Raw genomic sequence first — 20,273 nt, forward strand, 5'->3', positions numbered from 1 at the left:
GGGTGAAGTGAGGGGCTGATCGTTCAGGTTTTGGGCGGCGTGCTTTTGTAGACCGGCAGATGCCAGCCAAAAAACAGCGACCCTGCGCGCAGAATCCAGGTAACGATGGCGCAGGCGAGCAAGGCCAAAAAGGTATCATACTCATAGACGCGCACCAGAACTGCCGTCGCGGCTCCGGCAAACGCGGCTGTGACATAAAGCTCGCCTTGTTTCAGCACCAGCGGCACCTCATCCACAACAACATCGCGCATCAGGCCGCCCATGCAGCCGGTGATCATCCCCATCAGGATGACGATGATGGCAGATTGATCCAGCGACAGCGCAACGCCCGCCCCCGCGGCCACCGCCACGGCCAGTGCAAGACTGTCGAGCCAGATCAGCGTGCGCAGGCGGCTTTCGAGCAGGTGTGCAGTGAAAAAGACTACCAAAGCGGCCCCTGCAGCAACGGCCAGATAGGTGGGGTTCGCGATCCAGAAAATCGGATTACGGTCGAGCAGTAGATCCCGGATAGTGCCGCCGCCCAGTGCTGTGAGGCAAGCAATAAAGGCAAAGCCGATCAGGTCAAGTTGTGCGCGGCTGGCGACCAATGCACCTGTGATGGCAAAGATCAGGACGGACGCGTAATCTAGCAGGCTGAGCAGGGTCATTTTTTGAACGGAGCCATGCCCGCGCGGGCCAGTTCATCGGCGCGTTCATTTTCGGGGTGGCCAGCGTGGCCTTTGACCCATTCCCACGTGACGGTGTGGCGGGCGTTTGCGGCATCAAGCCGTTGCCACAGTTCAGCGTTTTTGACGGGCTTTTTGGCCGCATTCTTCCAGCCGTTCTTTTTCCAGCCAAAAATCCAGCCGGTGATGCCGTTCTTCACATAATTGCTGTCTGTTACGATGGTAATCTCGGTTGGGCGGTCCAGCGCCTCCAGCGCGTTGATGGCGGCCAGCAACTCCATCCGGTTGTTGGTTGTTTCGGCCTCGCCGCCTTTGAGTTCGCGTTCTTTGACAACAGTATCGCCATCGCGTGCCTGCATCAAAGCACCCCAGCCACCGGGGCCGGGATTGCCTGAACACGCGCCGTCCGTGTATGCGAAAAGTTTAGCCATAGGCGTGCAGGGCGATCCAATCGGCGGGTGTGCCATCAAGCCCCACATCGCGGCCGGTGGTACAACTGTCAACCACAAAGCCCGCAGCGGTCAGCAAATCGGTCAGATCGGCCTGCGTGTAGTATGTGTAATACCGCCCGAGGCGGTCCCGTTTGCTATTTTCACCCGACTTGAGGGCAATGTGAAAAAGGCCACCGGGTTTGAGTGCGTTGTGCAATGCCTTAAGGTGGTGCGGTAGGTCGGTGCGCTTTGCATGCAGCAGGCTGAAGTTGGCCCAAATGCCGTCATAAAGATCCGTGCCAGCAATGTCGTCAAAGGTGCCGAGAACCGGTGTGATCAAGGCATGCTCCGGGACCAATGCGATCATTTCCGGTACCGCGTCCATTGCCGTGACGGACAATCCTGCCTGTGCCATTATGCTTGCAGATTTTCCCGGCCCGCAGCCGAGATCAAGGACATGAGCGCCCTCGGGGAGCGCTTGAATGAACTTGCCCAGCAATGGGTCTTTTTTTGCAGATTTTGTGACGAGACCTGCGTATTCCTCTGCCTTTTTGGCATAGACGCCAAGCGTTTTCGGATCGCTCACGCCCAGACCCCAATGGCCAGACAGATCAGCACCACGATTGTCAGCGGAATCCGCAGGGACATCCACCACGGTGGCGCAAGATCCCAGCGTTGAAATGCAAGATCAAGGAGCAAGACGGTTGAGAAGCCGATCATCAGGTTGATTAATGCGCCGGGTGCATCGGTGCCAGGCATCAGGAACCACCAGATAGCGGGCAAAACAGAAAGGACATAGGCAGCGCCGCTTTGGTTGCCTTCGGCTTTGGTGGCAAACCCCCAGAGAATGCCAGACATGAAGGGCAGAATGATGCCGCCATATCGTATCATCAAAAGGGAGCCGTCGGTGGCTGCGATGATAGAATATCCACCAGATGCGGGGTCGCCGATGCTGGCGTTGACATAACCCAAAGTGACCAAGGCACCCCAGATAAACGGGATGAGCCCGGCGACCCCCAGCAGCAGCGCGGATGCTGGGATACGGATCATGCCGGGACTCTCAGGACCCGGGGCACCTTGAATTCAACGTTCTCTTGCGCGGTTTCCACGATTTCGGTGGTCACGTCATAGCGGGTTTTAAATGCGTCGATGACCTCGTTGATCAGTACCTCGGGGGCTGATGCGCCAGCAGTGATGCCGATGCTGGTAATGCCATCCAAGCTGCGCCAGTCGATATCTGCGGCGCGTTGAACCAATTGCGCATAGGGACATCCGGCGCGCGCGCCCACCTCAACCAAGCGGCGCGAGTTTGACGAATTGGGCGCGCCGACAACCAGCATTGCGTCGCATTTCGGGGCCATCGCTTTGACGGCTTCCTGGCGGTTTGTGGTGGCGTAGCAAATGTCTTCTTTATGGGGGCCGACGATGGCCGGAAATCGTGCCTTGAGAGCGGTGACAATATCGGCGGTATCATCCACGCTAAGCGTGGTCTGGGTGACATAGGCCAGACGGTTTGGGTCGCGCACATCGACGTCGTCAACGTCATCGGGCGTTTCGACCAACAGAACTTCGCCGTCGGGCAATTGGCCCATTGTGCCAATGGTCTCGGGGTGGCCTTTGTGGCCGATCATGATCATCTGAAGACCGGCATCTGCATGTCGCTGGGCTTCGATATGGACTTTGCTCACCAATGGGCACGTCGCGTCGACATAGATCATATTGCGCGCTTCTGCGGCATTGGGGACCGATTTGGGCACACCATGCGCCGAGAATATCACCGGGCGGTCGTCGGGACATTCAGACAGTTCCTCGACAAAGATGGCACCGAGATCGCGCAGCCCGTCGACAACGAATTTGTTGTGCACAATCTCATGCCGGACATAGACGGGCGCGCCCCATTTCTGCAGCGCCATTTCGACGATCTTGATGGCGCGGTCCACGCCTGCACAAAACCCACGCGGGGCGGCAAGATAGAGCGTGAGGGCAGGTTTGGTCATCGGGCACTCCGGCGGCTTGGCCCAGAAGTAAGGCCTTGAGGGCCATTCGTCCAGTGCCGCCGCAGGGCTAAAGCCGTGCCAATTGCCGTCTTTACCATGGCACCGGCGTCAGTTTTCGATCACTCGGTTTCTGCAGGCAGCGGTTCGCGAGGGGGCCTGCCGATTACCTCGCGCAGATCGTCCAATTCGATGAAGTTATCCGCCTGGCGGCGCAGTTCATCTGAAATCATCGGCGGCTGGCTGCGGATCGTCGATACAACAGAAACGCGCACGCCTCGGCGCTGCAGATGGTCTACCAGGGGACAAAAGTCGCCGTCACCGGAGAAAATCACAATGTGATCGAGCCGCGGTGCAAGCTCCATCGCGTCCACGGCCAGTTCGATGTCCATGTTGCCTTTGACTTTACGCCGACCCATGCTGTCGGTGTATTCTTTGGCCGGTTTCGTCACCATGGTATAGCCATTGTAGTGCAACCAATCCACCAAAGGACGGATTGGCGAATATTCGTCATTTTCCAGCAAAGCGGTGTAATAGATCGCGCGCAGAAGTTTGCCCCGGCGCATGAACTCTTGTCTTAAGAGCTTGTAGTCGATGTCAAAGCCCAAGGATTTGGCTGCGGCATAAAGATTGGAGCCGTCGATAAACAACGCCAGCCGCTCATCTTTGTAGAACATTTTTATTTCCTTTCGGCGGGGCCGTCGCCAAACAATCAGGCTTGAGATAACGTCGCATTGAATTAACGATCAAAGCACAAATCAAATAATTTTGCCCCGAGTTATTGGGGGGTATAGGTAGGACTTTTTGCGCAGGGTGCAAAGGCATAATCGTGGGGAAAATGGCGATGATCCGCTCAAAATGAACCACATCCTACTCATAGCGCTTGGGGGTAACCTGACGTCACCCAAGGGGCCACCGCAGGTTACACTGCGTGAAGCGGTCGCCGCACTCAAGAAAAACGGAGCAGTGATTCGCGCCCTGAGCCCGTTTTATCACACGCCGGCGTTTCCCGCTGGGAACGGTCCCGATTATGTGAATGCAGCGGCAAAGATCAGCGTGCCGTGGTCGCCAACACAGGCTCTGGAGATATTGCAGGCCATCGAGGCAGACATGGGCCGCGAACGGGTCCGGCGCTGGGGGCAACGCACGCTTGATCTGGATATGATCAGCTATGATGATCTTGTGTTGCCTGACCTCAAAACCCACCAGACATGGCGCGAATTGCCAGTTGAGGCACAGATTAACCGCACACCGGATGAATTGATACTGCCACATCCGCGTCTGCAGGATCGCGCGTTTGTTTTGGTACCGCTTGCAGATGTCGCACCGGACTGGGTGCACCCAATCCTTGGAGAAAGCATCAAAAGCCTGTTGGAGGCGGTTCCGGAGGCCGAAAAATCAGCCGTGCGTCGGATCGAATAGCCGCTTGTAAATCGGCCCAAAGCCTCCTAAATACTCCCCTTCTGACCGCACATTGAGATATTGGAGCATTCCATGGCCCGCGTTACTGTAGAAGATTGTGTAGACAAGGTTCCCAACCGATTTGAGCTTGTCATGCTGGCGGCCCATCGGGCGCGCGAAATCTCGGCAGGTTCTGCTGTGACTGTGGATCGGGACAACGACAAGAACCCCGTCGTTTCGCTGCGTGAGATTGCGGATGAAACACAATCTGCTGATGCCTTGCGCGAGCGTCTGATTGAATCCAACCAGAACCAGATTGAAGTTGATGAGCCTGAAGAAGACGCCATGGCGCTTTTGATGGGTGCAGAGCAGGACAAGCCAGAAGAAGACAGCATGTCCGAAGAAATGTTGTTGCGTCAGTTGATGGCGGCACAGGGGCAGGGGTAAACCCCCGAGCCCTTGCGTTTTTGGACGTAGGGGCCAAGAGGCAGATGGCATGAACAACGCCGAGATGACTGCCGACGGCCTGCTTGCGCTGGTTCATCATTATAACCCCAAGACCAATGAAAAACTGATCCGCACGGCCTATGATTATGGCGCTGCGATGCACGAGGGGCAATTTCGTCACTCGGGCGAACCTTATTTCACGCATCCCGTTTCCGTTGCGGCCATTCTGACCGAACAACAATTGGATGATGCGACGATCATCACAGCGTTGCTGCATGACACCATCGAAGACACCAAGGCATCCTATGCCGAAGTGGAAAAGATCTTTGGTCATGAAGTGGCGGAACTTGTTGATGGTGTCACCAAACTGACCAATCTTCAGCTTAATTCGACAGAGACCAAGCAGGCCGAGAATTTTCGCAAGTTGTTTATGGCGATGGCCAAAGACATGCGGGTCATTCTGGTCAAACTTGCCGACCGGTTGCATAACATGCGCACGATCAAGTCAATGCGCGTCGACAAGCAGCAGAAAAAAGCACGCGAAACCATGGATATCTTTGCGCCTCTTGCCGGGCGCATGGGGATGCAATGGATGCGCGAAGAGTTGGAAGACCTCGCCTTCAAGGTGCTCAACCCCGAGGCGCGCCAATCCATCATCCGTCGATTTATCACGCTGCAACGCGAATCAGGGGACGTGATCCAGCGCATCACGGGGGATATGCGGCTAGAACTCGACAAGGGTGGCATTGAGGCCGAGGTATTCGGGCGCGCCAAAAAGCCCTATTCCATCTGGCGCAAGATGGAAGAGAAAGAGCAGTCCTTCAGCCGGCTGTCGGATATCTATGGATTTCGCATCATCACGCGCAGCGAAGAGGATTGTTACCGCGCGCTCGGGGCCATTCACCGCCGCTGGCGTGCTGTGCCGGGGCGATTCAAAGACTATATCAGTCAGCCCAAAACCAACGGATATCGATCTATCCACACCACCGTGTCCGGGCGCGACGGAAAACGGGTGGAGGTCCAGATCAGAACGCGACTTATGCATGATGTGGCTGAAACAGGGGTTGCCGCGCATTGGTCGTACCGGGACGGTGTGCGGTCAAAGAACCCGTTTGCTGTCGACCCGGCCAAATGGATCGCCCAACTGACGGAACAATTCGACGCAGAGGACGACCACGAAGATTTCCTTGAGGCAGTCAAGCTGGAAATGTACGCCGACCAGGTGTTTTGTTTTACGCCGAAAGGCGACGTGGTCAAATTGCCCCGTGGGGGTACGCCAATTGATTTTGCCTATGCCATCCACACCCGCATCGGCAATGCCTGCGTGGGTGCCAAAGTGGACGGTATGCGTGTGCCCTTGTGGACCCGCGTGAAGAACGGTCAGTCGATTGAGATCATCACCGCTCAGGGTCAAACACCACAGGTGACCTGGCTGGATATTGCCACAACTGGCAAGGCTAAGGCTGCGATCAGACGGTCCCTGCGCGAGGTGGATCGTGCGCGGTTCATCAAGCTGGGTCAGGAACTGGCAAGGTCCGCTTTCCTGCATGTGGGAAAAGAGGCGACAAGCAAGGTGCTGCGCACCGCCGCCAAGAACATGCGATTGAATGATGCAGAGGAAGTACTTGCCCGGCTGGGCAGCTCTGAATTGACGGGACGAGAAGTTGTGCAATCGGTCTATCCTGATCTGGCACCGCATAAGGCCGATCAGATTGATGCGCGCCGCGCCGTGGTTGGTCTGGAGCCGGGCCAATCGTTTGACCGCGCGCCGTGCTGCAATCCGTTGCCAGGCGAAAGGATTATTGGCATCACTTTTCGCGGCAAGGGTGTGACCGTTCATGCCATTGATTGTGAAAACCTGTCTGCATATGAAGACCAGCCAGAACGTTGGCTGGACCTGCGGTGGCACGAAGGCAGCCACCCGGCGGTTTATGGTGCGGTCATTGACCTGACCATCGGCAATGGAGCGGGGGTTTTAGGTCGGATATGCACCTTGATCGGCGCGGCATCCGCCAATATCTCTGATCTGGAGTTCTTGGAGCGCAAACCTGATTTTTATCGGCTGTTGATCTATGTGGAGCTGCGGGATGTGGCACATTTGCATTCGCTTATGTTAACGCTGGAAGCAGAGGATGACGTGGCAGAGATTACGCGGCATCGTGATATGAACGCACAAAAACTGGCGGTTTGAAGGTGCCAGGTTCACCCGGCCAAAGTCTTGGCAAATGTAACACTGATACTGGATAGCAATAGTTGATTTTTAAACGCCGTGATCCGAAACCAACATTGCGCGCGATGGCCGAGTTTCTGTGGCCGCGCGGGGGTTGGACGCGTGCGTTTCACTATGTCAAACATCGGATGCGGCGGTTGCCAGACAGCCCGGAGCGGATTGCGCGGGGCATCTGGGCAGGTGTTTTCACGACTTTCACGCCGTTCTACGGGATGCACTTTGTAGTTGCGGCCTTTGTGGCGCGGGCCATGCAAGGGAACATTCTGGCAGCACTCATGGCCACGTTTTTCGGCAATCCGCTGACCTACGTGCCGATTGGTATTGCTTCGCTCAAGACCGGTCACTGGATCTTGGGTGCCAAATTGGATGAAGGGGTGAAGCGATCATTCACTGGCAAATTCGCCGATGCTGGCAGCGAATTATGGTACAACTTTACGGCTATTTTCACCAAGGCGGAAATGGACTGGTCGGGCCTTATCGTGTTCGGCCGCGAGGTCTTTTATCCCTATTTGATCGGGGGCATTTTGCCGGGCATTCTGTGCGCGTCAGTTGCCTATTATCTGTCTGTGCCATTGTTGCGGGCCTATCAAAAGCGCCGCAAGGGCATGATCAAAGCGAAATTCGAGGCGCTCAAACAAAAAGCTGCGGCAAAGGCAGACGCAAAGCGCAAAGCAAAATAACCTGATCATGACGCAACCGGTAAGGAATAAACATGGCAACGCAGAATAGACTGAGACTGGGAGTGAACATCGACCACGTGGCGACCGTGCGCAACGCGCGTGGCGGGGCCTATCCGGACCCATTGCGTGCCGCCAAGATTGCTGAAAATGCTGGCGCGGACGGTATCACCGCACATTTGCGCGAGGACCGCAGGCACATCTCTGACGCCGATATTGACGGGCTGATGGAGGTTCTTTCAATTCCGCTGAATTTTGAGATGGCTGCGACACCTGAAATGCAAAAGATCGCGCTGCGCCATAAACCCCACGCGGTTTGTATCGTGCCGGAGAAACGCGAAGAGCGCACCACCGAAGGCGGGCTTGAAGTTGCGCGTGAGGAAAATCAGCTCGCTCATTTTATCGCACCGCTGCGCGACGCTGGATGCCGGGTGTCGATATTCATTGCCGCAGACAAGCGTCAGATCGAAGCGGCCAATCGTATCGGGGCCGAAGTCATCGAATTGCATACCGGTGCCTATTGCGATGCCTTCGCTGAAGGGCGTTGGCCGGACGCCCAGACTGAATTGAAAAAGCTGGAAGAGATGTCGACCTTTGCGCATGACCTTGGACTTGAGGTGCATGCAGGTCACGGGCTGACCTATGACACGGTGTCGCCGATTGCTGCGTTTCCGGAGGTCAAGGAATTGAACATCGGGCATTTCCTGATAGGAGAGGCGATTTTTCTGGGGCTAGAACCCGCCATCACCGAAATGCGCCGTTTGATGGATGAGGCACGTGAGGTCGATTAAGATGAAGTTGTGGATAGTGGCCCTCGCTATGGCCTGCGCGGCACAGATCGCTCAGGCTCAGGACTGGGGTGATTTGGATGCGCTGTTGTTTCAGAACCTGACCAACTCCGGTACGGCGCAAGTTTCCTTTTGGCTGCCCAATGCGCCGGATCCGGCCCAAGCGACCACAGCGATTGGCGTTGTATACGAGCATATCCCCGGTGCAGCAGGAAACACAGGGATCGCAATAGGGGTGTTCATCCGGCAGGCTGATGGCTGGGCCTTTGCCGGAGAAGTTGTAGGCATGTATGGTCAGCAACCTCGTGACGCCGTGTTTTCGCAGAATTTTGTAGATGTGACGACAACGATGCCGGGGCCAAATGATCCCCGGTGTTGCCCAACTGTGCCGACACGGTGGCGCATTGATCTTAACGGCATGAAGGCCGTTCAGATACATTGATAATGAGGGCCGTCACATGATCCTTGGTATCGGAACTGACCTTGCAAATATCGAGCGCATCCAAGGGACGCTGGACCGCTTTGGGGATCGGTTCCGCGATCGTGTGTTTACGCAGGTTGAGCAGCGCAAGGCAGAGCGGCGCAAGGATGTTGCGGGCACCTATGCCAAACGCTGGGCCGCAAAAGAGGCGTGTTCAAAAGCGCTGGGCACTGGGTTGCGCATGGGCATTTCATGGCGCGACATGGCCGTCAGCAATCTGCGCTCGGGCCAACCGGTGATGGAGGTTACAGGCTGGGCCGCGACACGGCTTGCGAGCATGACACCGCCTGGTCATGAGGCCATCATCCATGTGACTTTGACCGATGATCACCCCTGGGCACAGGCCTTTGTCGTGATTGAGGCGCGTCCCAAAGTGCCGGTATGAAATAGGCGGGTTGGGGCCTTGTGTGGGTGCCTGTGCTTGACAGTGCCGCCGCCCGCCCGCATGTAGCTGCAAAATTGGACCATCCCGACCCTGAACATAATGGAGCGCCGCATGGCCGCCAAGGAAAAGACCGGCAACGCCTTTGTCGAAACGATCAAGACAATAGTCTATGCGCTGCTGATTGCTGGTGTTTTCCGCAGTCTGTTCTTTCAACCGTTCTGGATTCCGTCAGGTTCGATGAAGGAAACGCTGCTGATCGGTGATTTTCTGTTCGTGAACAAGATGGCCTATGGCTATTCCTATGCGTCCTGTCCGAGCCTGATGATGCCGGGCATCGGCATCGAAGTGGATGCCAAGGATATCTGTGGCATGTTTGACGGTGACAATAGCCGCTTGTTCGGGGGCGATCCGGAGCGTGGCGACGTGGTTGTGTTCCGCCATCCGGTGTCTGGACGTGACTATATCAAACGCTTGATTGGTCTGCCCGGTGACACCGTTCAGGTCAGGGCGGGTGTGGTGCAAATTAACGGCGAGCCCGTTCAGTTGCAGGATGCCGGGATGTTCGAAGAAATAATGGCCCCGCAAGGCCCTCAAGCGCTGCGCCCGCGCTGTGAAAATGGCCCGGTTGGGGCCGGTGGGTTGTGCCAGAAATCCCGCCAGATCGAAACATTGCCAAATGGTGTTGCGCATGTCGTTTTGAACATTGCCGATCAGCAATCTGACAGGACAGGCATCTATTCGGTGCCTGAGGGGCATTACTTTTTCATGGGCGACAACCGTGACAACTCTGCTGACAGCCGGTTGGCGCAACAGGCCGGTGGCGTCGGATTTGTGCCCTATGAAAACCTTATCGGTCGCGCGGATCGGATCATGTTCAGCTCGGCTGGCCGGTCGATGCTGTTTTTCTGGACGTGGCGCAGTGACCGGTTCTTTAAAGCGGTCAAATGAAGTTAAGTGGCGAACTAAAGGCCTTTGAGGGGCGCATAGGGCATCGGTTTGCCGCGCCTGAATTGCTTGGCCGCGCCGTTACCCACGCATCGATGTCGTCGGCCAATCGCGATGACAATCAGCGATTGGAATTTCTGGGTGACCGGGTGTTGGGTTTGGTGATGGCAGAGGCATTGCTGACCTTGGATCCAAGCGCCACGGAAGGTCAATTGGCCCCGCGCTTCAATGCATTGGTGCGCAAGGAAACCTGCGCCGATGTCGCGCGTGAAATTGATCTGGGGCAGGTGCTCAAGCTGGGGCGGTCTGAGATGATTTCGGGGGGGCGGCGCAAACAGGCGCTGCTGGGAGACGGCATAGAGGCAGTGATTGCCGCCGTGTATCTTGATGGCGGTTTCGACGCGGCGCGAGATATGGTGCTGCGCCTTTGGGGCAAACGTGTTAAAAGTGTAAAAGAGGATGCCCGCGATGCCAAAACGGCACTGCAGGAATGGGCGCAGGCGCGTGGGTTGAATCCGCCAAAGTACGTTCAAATTGACCGAAGTGGCCCAGATCATGCGCCGGTTTTTACCATCGCGGCAATGCTTGACAACGGTGCTGAGGCAAAAGCGACTGCAAATTCAAAACGAAATGCAGAACAGGCCGCCGCGACCCTATTGCTGGCGCAGTTGGAGAATGACACATGACCACATCGCCTGTCGCCAAGACGAGGGCCGGATTTGTCGCCCTGATCGGAGAACCCAATGCGGGCAAATCCACCCTGTTGAACCGCATGGTCGGGGCCAAGGTCAGCATCGTTACCCATAAAGTCCAAACGACACGTGCGCGCATTCGCGGTGTTGCGATGGAAGGTGATGCGCAGATCGTTTTTGTCGATACGCCGGGTCTTTTCCAGCCGCGCCGCCGTCTGGATCGCGCAATGGTGGCCGCCGCTTGGGGTGGGGCAGCAGATGCCGATATCGTGGTGCTGCTGGTTGAGGCACATCGCGGTGTGACCGAAGGCGTGCAGCGCATTCTTGAGGGGCTTGTTGACATTGGCAAAGGGCGCAAGGTGGCCCTGGCGATCAACAAAATCGACAAGGTTGAAGCGCCGGTTTTGTTGGGGCTGAGCAAAGACCTGAACGAACGCTTTGCCTTTGCCGAGACGTTTATGATTTCGGCAGAACGCGGGCATGGCGTGGAGGCGTTGCGCAAGTGGCTGGCAGATGAATTGCCTGAGGGGCCGTGGCTGTACCCGGAGGATCAGATTGCCGACTTGCCGATGCGGATGATCGCCGCAGAGATGACGCGCGAAAAGCTGACGCTTCGGCTACATCAGGAATTGCCCTATCAGTTGACTGTCGAGACGGAAAATTGGGAAGAGCGCGATGATGGTACTGCGCGGATTGATCAGCTGATTTATGTCATACGTGATGGCCATAAGGGTATCGTGCTGGGCAACAAGGGCGAGACAATCAAAGGCGTCAGCAAAGCCGCGCGCGAGGAATTGGAAGAGTTTCTGGGGCGGCGGGTCCATCTGTTTTTGCAGGTCAAAGTACGGCCCAACTGGTTGGAGGATGCCGAGCGGTATTCCGAAATGGGGCTGGATTTCAAAGATGGCAACGGGTGACTTTTTGGCAGTCGTCACACCAAAGGTGTGTATTTTCAGAACAATGAACCGGGGGGGTCAATGCCCCGTCTGACCGCACGTTTTTGGGTTGATGCCTATCTGGCGCGGTTGCGGTTTCAGGATATTCCGGCGTTTGTGGTGGCCCACGGCGATGATACCGGCGGCGCGGTCCTGATTAAGCTTAATACTCTGGATGGGCAGGCTGTGGTGTTCCAGCGGTCTTTTGATCTGATGACCGGGGATCGGCGTTGGATTGAACTGGCCAGCGGTGCAGAGGCCGATGTCGATGAGACCATCGCCCGTCAACGCAGTTTTGATCCGGACCTTTGGGTGATCGAGGTTGAGGATCGCGCGGGGCGGCATTTGTTGGATGAGGATGGGCTCAGCTGATGGAGTGGCGGGATCAGGGAATATTGCTGAGCGCGCGCAAGCATGGCGAGACATCGTCGATCATTGAAATGTTTACGCCGACCCATGGGCGTCACTTTGGTGTGGTGCGCGGGGGGACCAGCCGCAAGATCGCACCAATTCTGCAACCGGGTGCACAGCTGGACGTGGTGTGGCGCGCAAGGTTGGAAGATCACATTGGCAGCTTTAGCGTGGAACCGGTGCGCAGTCGCGCGGCAGCGGCAATGGGGGATCGGTTGGCACTGGCGGGCCTGAACACAGTTACGGCGCTGTTGTCGTTTTGCCTGCCGGAACGCGAGGCTCACGCGCCGCTTTATGACCGGACACAAGCCTTGCTAGATCTGTTGGGGCAGCTCGATGTTTGGCCGTTGGCCTATTTGCAGTGGGAAATGGGGCTGCTGGAGGAGATGGGATATGCGCTTGATCTGAGCGCCTGTGCGGTGACCGGCGCGACGGAGGGCTTGTGTTTCGTTTCCCCCAAATCTGGGCGCGCTGTGTCTGCAAAAGGCGCAGGCGAGTGGGCGGACAGGATGCTGCCTTTGCCCGATGTGTTGCGCGGCGAGGGTGAGGGGTCAGATGCCGAAATTGGGCAGGGCTTTGTGACCACCGGATATTTCCTTGAACGGCATCTGGCACATGACTTGGGCGGCAAGCCCCTGCCCGAAGCCCGCGCACGGTTTGTGGAGGCGTTCACCCGCCGGCGGTAAAGACCATGCTCAACCCGTCCGTGTTGGACAAGATCAGCGTGTTGCCCAGCACCTCTGACAATGTTGCCTGTTCAAGTGCCGTAAAGAATGCGGTTTCGGATGGCAGGTCGGGACAGGCCCTTTTTGTTGCGGCGATGGAGCCAACTTCGAACCAGGGGTAAGGGACGGTCATTGACGCACTAAAGGTGTTGCACGGTGCCGCGCCTGCGATGCGCCCTGGTTCGGGGAATGTCAGCGTGGCAGTTGCATCAAAGGGTTTTCCCGCAAGTTCGACCAAACGCCATTCTTTGTCGGCGGCACCATATGCGCGGACGCTTTCGTCGTTCCTGCAAGCGGGCAGGGCGAGCAAGAGAGCAAGTAAGAGGCGGACAGACATGATGATGCTCCGATCATTGCGACAGGGCCAGAACCGTATCGACCAGCGTGTCGAACGTCGCTGTTTGCACAGCCCGGTCATTTGGAGAAACCTGCGGCAAACCTACCAGCGCGGCCAGCAACGCGCGCGCAAAATCAGGATTTCCAAGGCCGAGCTGACGCAAAAGTGTCGTGAGATAGGCCAGTCGTTCAATGTCTACTTTGTGCAATGCATCTGCCAAAGCCGCGTTTGATTGCGCCCAGACGCGCAAGCGGGGCTCAACCGGGTCGCTCAACACCTCTGCGCCAAAGCTGCGCAGGCGCTGATCGGCTGGTCCGCCACCTGAAAGTTGGGCCGTCACCGTTCCCATTGCAGATTCGTGCCAACTGGCGATGAGAGCAGCATGAAAGGCGGGAACATCCTTGAAATGCCAGTAAAACGACCCTTTCGTGGTGCCAAGTTGACGCGCCAATGGTTCCGCGGCGAGCGCATTTTCACCACCATGCTGCAAGGCATCAAATCCAGCAGTCAGCCAATCGTCTGAGGTCAGGCGGGTTGTGCTCATATTCAGGTGGATATGCTGTGGGCTGAGATGTGGCAAGGATTCGGACGGGCCATAATCGACTTGTTTGGTGTCGTACAAGGCCAAGACAGGCAACGGCATAAAGTGGTGCAGTGGCTTTATGATTGCACCACGTGCCCCTTTGCCGCTGACCCATTTGCCGATTCCAAAGGTTAGGGATTTTGCCATTCTGTCCGGGCTGGAAGCAGGTATTCGGGGCACATTGATGTCCGTAATGCCGTTGGTGGTTTACCGCGCTTATGGCGATGCCGCGACGGTAAGTCAGATTTATCTGGCGGTCGGAATTGTCTCGTTGATTTTTGGCTTGTTGGTTCCATGGCTTGCCGGCCGGTTGTCGCGCCGGTTGATGTATTCTGTGGGATCAGTGCTTTATCTTCTGGGAATTGCACTGGCGATGACGGGACTGCCCGCGCTGGTCCCCATCGCACTGGGGTGTTTGAGCGTTGCAACGGTGACTGTGGCCGTATGTTTGAACGCCTATGTGCTTGATTATGTAGCCCGTACCAATCTGGGTAAATCCGAAACATTGCGATTGGTGTTTAGCGGACCAAGCTGGGCAGCCGGGCCGATCATCGGGGTCTGGCTGCTTAATTGGTGGACACCAGCGCCGTTTATTGTTGCGGGATGCTTTGCTGCTGCACAGATATTTGTGTTTTGGCGGCTTCGGTTGGGAAACGGCAAGCAGATCACCCGCGCCCGCACGCCGTCACCGTTGCCGATCGCATTTCTGGGGCGTTTTATGGCGCAACCGCGCTTGATTGCGGGTTGGTTGTTTGCGGTGGTCCGTTCGTGTGGCTGGTGGGTCTATGTGGTCTATCTGCCAATTTACTGTGTTGAAAATGGTTTGGGTGAAACGGTCGGAGCCGCAGCGCTCTCGGCGTCGAACATGTTTCTTTTTGTGGCTCCGGCAATGTTGGTGCTGGTGCGTAAACTCGGGGTGCGCGCCTCTGTGAGTGGGGCGTTTCTGATCGGTGGTGCGTTGTTTGTCGCGGCATGGGTTACTTCTGATTTGCCATGGGTCGTTGTCGGCAGCCTTTTTGCCGCGTCATCAATGTTGATCATGTTGGACGTGTGCGGCGGGCTGCCATTCCTGATGGCCGTCAAACCATCCGAGCGCACCGAGATGTCAGCGGTTTACACCAGTTACCGGGATGTATCGGGGATCTTGACGCCTGCTGTCGCTGCCTTGGTGCTTATGGTGATGCCGCTCGCGGGGCTGTTTGCCGTTTGCGGTGGCGGGATGCTGGGCGCGGGGATGCTGGCCCGTGGGCTGCACCCCCGCTTGGGTGCGGTGCGCGTCCAACGGACCTAACCAAGCAGGCGGCGCGAGATCACTTGCGCCTGAATTTCTGCGGCACCTTCAAAGATGTTAAGAATACGGGCGTCACACAAAACCCGGCTGATCTTGTATTCCAACGCAAAACCGTTGCCGCCATGAATTTGCAGGCCGTTGTCCGCTGCGGCCCAGGCAACCCGGGCACCCAGAAGTTTCGCCATGCCAGCCTCAAGGTCGCAGCGTCGACCGTGGTCTTTTTCCCATGCACTGAAATAGGTCAGTTGGCGGGCGATCATCAATTCAACCGCCATCATCGCCAATTTGCCCGACACACGCGGGAAATTGATCAACGCTTTGCCGAATTGCTTGCGGTCTTGCGCATATTGCATCGAGATATCGAGCGCGGATTGGCCAACGCCCACCGCACGTGCAGCGGTTTGGATGCGGGCCGATTCGAAGGTTTCCATCAATTGCTTGAACCCTTTGCCTTCTTCGCCCCCCAAAAGGTTCTCGCCCTTGACCTCAAATCCGTCAAAGGCCAGTTCGTATTCCTTCATGCCGCGGTATCCCAGTACCTCAATCTCGCCGCCTGTCATGCCGGGTGTGGGGAACGGGTTGGCGTCATCGCCTGGCGTTTTTTCGGCCAGAAACATGGACAGGCCCCGGTGATCGGTGGTGTCTGGATCGGTGCGCGCCAGCAGGGTCATCACATGCGTGCGTGCCGCATGGGTGATCCACGTCTTGTTGCCAGTCACCTTATAGTCGTCGCCGTCTTTGGTGGCACGGGTGCGCAGCGCGCCCAGATCGGACCCGGTGTTCGGCTCGGTAAAAACCGCTGTTGGCAAGATTTCACCGCTGGCAAGACCCGGCAACCACTGGGATTTTTGTGCCTCCGTACCGCCGCATAGAATCAGTTCGGCGGCAATCTCGGAGCGGGTAGCAAGCGAGCCGACGCCGATATAGCCCCGGCTTAACTCTTCGCTGACAACAACCATGGATGCCTTGGACAGGCCCAGACCGCCGTGATCCTCGGGGATGGTCAGGCCAAAAACGCCCATTTCCGCGAGTTCATTGATCACCTCAATCGGAATCAATTCATCTTTGAGGTGCCATTCATGCGCATATGGTTCGACCTTTTCGACGGCGTAACGGCGGAATTGTTCGCGAATCATTTCCAATTCATCGTCCAACCCGCTGGCACCCACTGTGAGATTTGCAGAATGTTCCTGCATCAATTCAACCAAGCGCGTCCGTGCCGATTGGGTGTTGCCACCTTGGGTCAGTGACATGACTGCAGGCTCCATCAAACCGCGCATGTCGTCCTGGGAAAGCCCCATGTCCTGCAGGCGCACGACCTCGCCCTGGTTCATCTGGATGCCGCCATAGATCTGCCAAAGATATTCTCCAAAGGCGATCTGGTGGAGGAGCTGTTCTGTTTCGCCAAAACGACCGTCCGCTCTCAGGCGCTCGGCCCATGCCTGCATCTGGCGCAGCGCTTGGGCATATGTGGCAAGCCATGCCAAACCATGAGCGGCGGTTTGATGTGCTTCGATCAGGGGGCCAGAAACACGGCCATCCGCAGTGACCAATGCCCGGACGCGAGTGACGGCTTTTTGCAGGACGGCATCAAGCGGAGGCAGCGCCGCCGCAGTCAGTTTCAACAGATCATCCAGAATTATCGGCTTTTGCATCGTCATATCCTGACCGTCATGTGGCATGTGATCGTCCTTTTTGCTTGCAAAGCTGGATAGCTACTTTGCAGGTGCAGCACAACAAAGATACGTTTGGGTGCGGCGTTTTGTTCTAAAATTACGCGATGGAATTTGAATGCGCTGAATTTATCAGGTGTTATGTAGGGCCCATGGACGCTCTATTCCCCTTTTTGACAACCAGTCATCTGATTCTGGCGATGTTGGTTGCCTTGATTTCAGGGTTAGTCAAAGGTGTGGTGGGTTTTGCAATGCCGTTGGTCCTGATCTCTGGCCTGACATTCTTTATTGCGCCGGAGTATGCGCTCGCCGGGCTGATTCTTCCGACGCTGGTCAGCAACATGATGCAATCGTTGCGGCAAGGTCCAACGGCGGCGTGGCAGTCGATCAAGCTGTTTCGGGTGTTCCTGATTGCGGGGGGAATCACCCTGGTGATTGCGGCGCAACTGGTGCGTGTCGTGCCGGATGACGTGCTAAAGTTGGTGATCGGCATTCCAGTGATATTTTTTGCTGTACTGCAATTGACGGGATATCAATTCCATTTGGCGAAACGCACGATGATCATTGAGGCAAGCGCTGGCGGATTTGCAGGTGTAATGGGGGGTATGTCAGGGGTCTGGGGGCCGCCAACGGTCGCTTACCTGACGGCACTGAACACCCCAAAGTATGACCAGATGCGGATTCAGGGCGTTATTTATGGCTTAGGCTCGGCGGCCCTTGCGGGCGCGCATATCGGGTCCGGGGTATTGCGGGCAGAAACATGGCCCTTTTCCGCCGCCTTGATACTGCCGGCTGCACTTGGCATGTGGATCGGCGGCAAAGTGATGGACCAGATTGATCAACAGCTTTTCCGGCGCGCGACCCTGTTCGTGCTTTTGGTCGCCGGGGCCAACCTTGTCAGGCGCGCCTTGTTCTAGCTGTTAAATATGGCGCGCGACGGTTTTGCCTGAAATATCTTCGATAAATGTCACGATTCGGGACTTTACGGCATCGTCCTTTATTGCCGCCAAGGCCGTAACAATCGCCATGCCAGGATCCTTTTTGGGGGGCGTATCGGCGTTGTCTTTCAGGTCTTCGAAGAAATACGACGGTGGCACATCCAAGATCTGAGAGAGTTCAAACAGTCGGCTTGCCGCAACGCGATTGGACCCAATTTCGTATTTTTGAATCTGCTGGAATGACAGATTCAGCTTGCGGGCAACATCGGTTTGGGAAAGGCGGCGCAACGTGCGTACTTGTTTTAGCTTACGACCAACGTGAACATCTACTGGGTGGGACATATTACTGGAACCTCTGATTGAACTCCGACCACCTTGCAAAAAAAACGCTCTTTCAGGCAATTGAGTAACTTTCAGCCGATTTCAACTACAGATAGGCCTTTACGGGTTGACAGAATATACCTTGATGGGTGATATATGTTCCCATGCTGTATGATTTATTAACCATGAATCCGAGGTGTTGATCTCTTGGACGGTAACCTGCCATTGCCGAATTCGAACGTCCGGAGCAATCCGCTTTTGTTTGAAATGTTGCGGTCCTTCACGTGTTTGGCCGCGACATTGAATTTGAGCCATGCGGTGCGGGAATTGCACAGCACCCGACAGACCGTAAGGCGCCACGTAAACCAACTTGAAGAGATAAAGGGTGGCCCGCTTTTTGCGGTGGCTGACCGTCAATATGTGCTGACCGAGTTGGGGAGTGCGGTATTGCCAGAAGCTCTTGATTTACTGGCGCGTGCGGAGGGATGGCTGACAGGACAATCCCGGTTGATCAATGGGATGCAATATCTGCGTCGCGAAGATCCTGACGGTTGGTTCTTTTTCCAGCAACAGCAACCAATCGGTAAGCTCTTTGAATCAACATCACCTATGTTACCTGATGTGATGAAAGCCTGGGCTCTGGCGGGGGGGCATCTGGAACATGACGCCCTGAAGCGGGTGAGGCCCAACTGTACCGTTTTCCGGCGCGCTGGCGAAGAATGGTTGTTTACAGAAGTTGGCGAGAAAAGTTCATTTGTTACATGGTTTGGCTGGACTGTGTCGCGGTCCAGCATTGGCCGGCCGCTCGGCGAAATGCCCGGAGGTGGTAATTTTGGCGTTTTGTCCAACGTTGCCTACGCTGAAGTTGAGACGAATCAGTCTGTGCGGCTTGATCACATTTTTACAGTCCTTCCAATGGGCACCAAGGCTGAAATGTTGCCGATTTCTTTCGAGCGTCTGCTGCTTGGTGCCCGTTTTCCGGACGACAGTTTTGCTATGATATCTGCGGTCCGAAGAACCTATGACGTAGATATACAAGATGTCAGCGACGATATGCTGCGTCAAATGTCAGAGGATATGGTGATGTAAACCGCTCATAAAACGACCTACGCGCGAATATTGCGGCAGAATACATAAAATGCGTTATGATTAGCCTTGAATGCAACCGCAGGAGGGGTCAATGGCGCTATATGGTTTTGACGCGGAGGACAGATTTGAAGCTTCAAGTCGTGATGTTCTCGAAAAGCTTGGAATTCGTCTGACCATTGGTCATGATTTCGAGGAATATCTGGGATATTTGGCTCAAGCGCGGCCCGATCACCGGATTGGTGACCCCTTCAATCCTGATACACATGACATGCACCACAACAATTCCGCGTGGATTGTCGGACATGACAGCCAAGGCCGGATCATGCATACGCAGGCACTCAGGTTGCTGCCCACCGGAAACGATTCTTTGTCAGAGTTTTTTCGGCAGAATTTTCATGGGTTTGCGCCCTCCGAAATGGACATCGACTATGACCGATCCCGATACAAGCCTGGGCCAGGTGCCAAAAGGATAAAAGGCCGCGTCGTGTATTCTGGAGAAACATGGGTAGGCGGCGAACCAGGTCAGTTCAGAGGCACCGGCATTTCCAGCATTTTGGGACGTTGCGCCATGCTGGCCGCGATCAAGGAATTTGGGGCTGAGTATGTCATCGGCTTTATGACGCGACCTGTGGCGTACAAAGGGTTTTGCCTGCGTATGGGTTTCATGCATGCCGAACCACTTGCGCTGCGTTGGTACCTTAAGAACCAACCGGATGCGATGGAAGCAGTCATGGTTTACATGAGCGACGAGGATATTCGGTTCCTGCTAGATTTGCCCAGCGCAGAATTGGAAACACTCGCCGCCTGACGGATGCAAAAAGAGCCGCAGTCACC

General features: G+C 56.1%; 26 protein-coding genes. 16 read left to right on the forward strand and 10 right to left on the reverse strand.

Going from position 1 to position 20,273, the window contains the following annotated elements; all coding sequences use genetic code 11:
• Window positions 1-23 precede the first annotated feature (23 nt).
• From ACEWL3_RS12035 to ACEWL3_RS12060, 6 genes are all read right to left on the reverse strand, one after another.
• Complete coding sequence (locus tag ACEWL3_RS12035; RefSeq protein ID WP_386182947.1) at window positions 24-647, reverse strand: trimeric intracellular cation channel family protein; 624 nt, start codon at window positions 645-647, stop codon at window positions 24-26.
• Window positions 644-1,096 carry a ribonuclease HI gene (gene rnhA, locus ACEWL3_RS12040; RefSeq protein WP_386182945.1) on the reverse strand — a complete coding sequence of 151 codons (453 nt, stop codon included), beginning with the start codon at window positions 1,094-1,096 and terminating at the stop codon, window positions 644-646. The genes ACEWL3_RS12035 and rnhA overlap by 4 nt, the downstream gene beginning before the upstream one ends.
• Window positions 1,089-1,682 carry a methyltransferase domain-containing protein gene (locus tag ACEWL3_RS12045; RefSeq protein ID WP_386182943.1) on the reverse strand — a complete coding sequence of 198 codons (594 nt, stop codon included), beginning with the start codon at window positions 1,680-1,682 and terminating at the stop codon, window positions 1,089-1,091. Before ACEWL3_RS12045 ends, rnhA begins: the two co-directional genes overlap by 8 nt.
• Window positions 1,679-2,146 carry a DUF3429 domain-containing protein gene (locus ACEWL3_RS12050; RefSeq protein ID WP_386182941.1) on the reverse strand — a complete coding sequence of 156 codons (468 nt, stop codon included), beginning with the start codon at window positions 2,144-2,146 and terminating at the stop codon, window positions 1,679-1,681. The genes ACEWL3_RS12045 and ACEWL3_RS12050 overlap by 4 nt, the downstream gene beginning before the upstream one ends.
• A complete protein-coding gene (gene ispH, locus ACEWL3_RS12055) occupies window positions 2,143-3,093 on the reverse strand; it encodes a 4-hydroxy-3-methylbut-2-enyl diphosphate reductase (protein ID WP_386182939.1) in 951 nt (316 codons plus the stop codon). The genes ACEWL3_RS12050 and ispH overlap by 4 nt, the downstream gene beginning before the upstream one ends.
• Window positions 3,094-3,212: 119 nt before the next feature.
• On the reverse strand, window positions 3,213-3,767 hold the full coding sequence (locus tag ACEWL3_RS12060) for a LabA-like NYN domain-containing protein (RefSeq protein ID WP_386182938.1): 555 nt from the start codon (window positions 3,765-3,767) through the stop codon (window positions 3,213-3,215).
• 181 nt (window positions 3,768-3,948) lie between these two features.
• Between ACEWL3_RS12060 and folK the strand changes: the two genes are divergently transcribed.
• From folK to recO, 12 genes are all read left to right on the forward strand, one after another.
• Window positions 3,949-4,512, forward strand: a complete 564-nt coding sequence (gene folK, locus ACEWL3_RS12065; RefSeq protein ID WP_386182936.1) for a 2-amino-4-hydroxy-6-hydroxymethyldihydropteridine diphosphokinase — start codon at window positions 3,949-3,951, stop codon at window positions 4,510-4,512.
• 72 nt (window positions 4,513-4,584) lie between these two features.
• On the forward strand, window positions 4,585-4,938 hold the full coding sequence (rpoZ, locus tag ACEWL3_RS12070; RefSeq protein WP_114879890.1) for a DNA-directed RNA polymerase subunit omega: 354 nt from the start codon (window positions 4,585-4,587) through the stop codon (window positions 4,936-4,938).
• Between the two features lie 49 nt (window positions 4,939-4,987).
• Complete coding sequence (locus tag ACEWL3_RS12075) at window positions 4,988-7,129, forward strand: RelA/SpoT family protein (protein WP_386182934.1); 2,142 nt, start codon at window positions 4,988-4,990, stop codon at window positions 7,127-7,129.
• Between the two features lie 62 nt (window positions 7,130-7,191).
• Window positions 7,192-7,848 carry a DUF2062 domain-containing protein gene (locus ACEWL3_RS12080; protein WP_386182932.1) on the forward strand — a complete coding sequence of 219 codons (657 nt, stop codon included), beginning with the start codon at window positions 7,192-7,194 and terminating at the stop codon, window positions 7,846-7,848.
• A gap of 32 nt (window positions 7,849-7,880) precedes the next feature.
• Window positions 7,881-8,636: a pyridoxine 5'-phosphate synthase gene (locus ACEWL3_RS12085; RefSeq protein ID WP_386182930.1), complete on the forward strand. Its 756-nt coding sequence runs from the start codon at window positions 7,881-7,883 to the stop codon at window positions 8,634-8,636.
• Window position 8,637: 1 nt separating this feature from the next.
• Window positions 8,638-9,075: a hypothetical protein gene (locus tag ACEWL3_RS12090; RefSeq protein ID WP_386182928.1), complete on the forward strand. Its 438-nt coding sequence runs from the start codon at window positions 8,638-8,640 to the stop codon at window positions 9,073-9,075.
• Between the two features lie 16 nt (window positions 9,076-9,091).
• On the forward strand, window positions 9,092-9,499 hold the full coding sequence (gene acpS, locus ACEWL3_RS12095) for a holo-ACP synthase (RefSeq protein ID WP_386182926.1): 408 nt from the start codon (window positions 9,092-9,094) through the stop codon (window positions 9,497-9,499).
• Between the two features lie 111 nt (window positions 9,500-9,610).
• The gene (gene lepB, locus ACEWL3_RS12100) at window positions 9,611-10,447 is read left to right on the forward strand and encodes a signal peptidase I (protein ID WP_386182924.1); all 837 of its coding nucleotides are present in this window, start codon (window positions 9,611-9,613) and stop codon (window positions 10,445-10,447) included.
• Window positions 10,444-11,130 (forward strand): ribonuclease III, encoded by a 687-nt coding sequence (gene rnc / locus ACEWL3_RS12105; RefSeq protein ID WP_386182922.1) that lies wholly within the window; start codon window positions 10,444-10,446, stop codon window positions 11,128-11,130. The genes lepB and rnc overlap by 4 nt, the downstream gene beginning before the upstream one ends.
• Window positions 11,127-12,053: a GTPase Era gene (gene era / locus ACEWL3_RS12110; protein ID WP_386182920.1), complete on the forward strand. Its 927-nt coding sequence runs from the start codon at window positions 11,127-11,129 to the stop codon at window positions 12,051-12,053. The genes rnc and era overlap by 4 nt, the downstream gene beginning before the upstream one ends.
• Before the next feature lie 60 nt (window positions 12,054-12,113).
• Window positions 12,114-12,443 (forward strand): DUF1491 family protein, encoded by a 330-nt coding sequence (locus ACEWL3_RS12115; protein ID WP_114880711.1) that lies wholly within the window; start codon window positions 12,114-12,116, stop codon window positions 12,441-12,443.
• A complete protein-coding gene (recO, locus tag ACEWL3_RS12120; protein ID WP_386182918.1) occupies window positions 12,443-13,168 on the forward strand; it encodes a DNA repair protein RecO in 726 nt (241 codons plus the stop codon). The genes ACEWL3_RS12115 and recO overlap by 1 nt, the downstream gene beginning before the upstream one ends.
• Here the strand turns inward: recO and ACEWL3_RS12125 are convergent.
• Window positions 13,152-13,544 (reverse strand): META domain-containing protein, encoded by a 393-nt coding sequence (locus ACEWL3_RS12125; RefSeq protein WP_386182916.1) that lies wholly within the window; start codon window positions 13,542-13,544, stop codon window positions 13,152-13,154. The genes recO and ACEWL3_RS12125 overlap by 17 nt on opposite strands.
• 13 nt (window positions 13,545-13,557) lie before the next feature.
• Window positions 13,558-14,088, reverse strand: coding sequence for a TetR/AcrR family transcriptional regulator (locus tag ACEWL3_RS12130; protein ID WP_435000946.1), 531 nt, complete (start codon window positions 14,086-14,088; stop codon window positions 13,558-13,560).
• Window positions 14,089-14,206: 118 nt separating this feature from the next.
• On the opposite strand from ACEWL3_RS12130, the gene ACEWL3_RS12135 reads away from it, so the two are divergent.
• The gene (locus ACEWL3_RS12135; RefSeq protein ID WP_386182912.1) at window positions 14,207-15,418 is read left to right on the forward strand and encodes an MFS transporter; all 1,212 of its coding nucleotides are present in this window, start codon (window positions 14,207-14,209) and stop codon (window positions 15,416-15,418) included.
• Here ACEWL3_RS12135 and ACEWL3_RS12140 read toward each other — a convergent pair.
• Window positions 15,415-17,100, reverse strand: a complete 1,686-nt coding sequence (locus tag ACEWL3_RS12140) for an acyl-CoA dehydrogenase family protein (RefSeq protein WP_386182910.1) — start codon at window positions 17,098-17,100, stop codon at window positions 15,415-15,417. The genes ACEWL3_RS12135 and ACEWL3_RS12140 overlap by 4 nt on opposite strands.
• A 143-nt stretch (window positions 17,101-17,243) precedes the next feature.
• Here ACEWL3_RS12140 and ACEWL3_RS12145 point away from each other — a divergent pair, with 143 nt between their 5' ends.
• Window positions 17,244-18,008 carry a sulfite exporter TauE/SafE family protein gene (locus ACEWL3_RS12145; RefSeq protein ID WP_386182908.1) on the forward strand — a complete coding sequence of 255 codons (765 nt, stop codon included), beginning with the start codon at window positions 17,244-17,246 and terminating at the stop codon, window positions 18,006-18,008.
• A 3-nt stretch (window positions 18,009-18,011) separates the two neighbouring features.
• Here the strand turns inward: ACEWL3_RS12145 and ACEWL3_RS12150 are convergent, their stop codons facing one another.
• Entirely contained in the window at window positions 18,012-18,371 is a 360-nt protein-coding gene (locus ACEWL3_RS12150; RefSeq protein WP_435000949.1) for a helix-turn-helix domain-containing protein, read from the reverse strand.
• A gap of 186 nt (window positions 18,372-18,557) precedes the next feature.
• Between ACEWL3_RS12150 and ACEWL3_RS12155 the strand changes: the two genes are divergently transcribed.
• Window positions 18,558-19,439: a helix-turn-helix domain-containing protein gene (locus tag ACEWL3_RS12155; RefSeq protein WP_386182904.1), complete on the forward strand. Its 882-nt coding sequence runs from the start codon at window positions 18,558-18,560 to the stop codon at window positions 19,437-19,439.
• Between the two features lie 91 nt (window positions 19,440-19,530).
• On the forward strand, window positions 19,531-20,247 hold the full coding sequence (locus ACEWL3_RS12160) for a hypothetical protein (protein WP_386182902.1): 717 nt from the start codon (window positions 19,531-19,533) through the stop codon (window positions 20,245-20,247).
• Window positions 20,248-20,273: the final 26 nt, after the last annotated feature.

Origin of the sequence: Sulfitobacter sediminivivens (assembly GCF_042611115.2) — a bacterium.
GTDB lineage: Bacteria > Pseudomonadota > Alphaproteobacteria > Rhodobacterales > Rhodobacteraceae > Sulfitobacter > Sulfitobacter sediminivivens.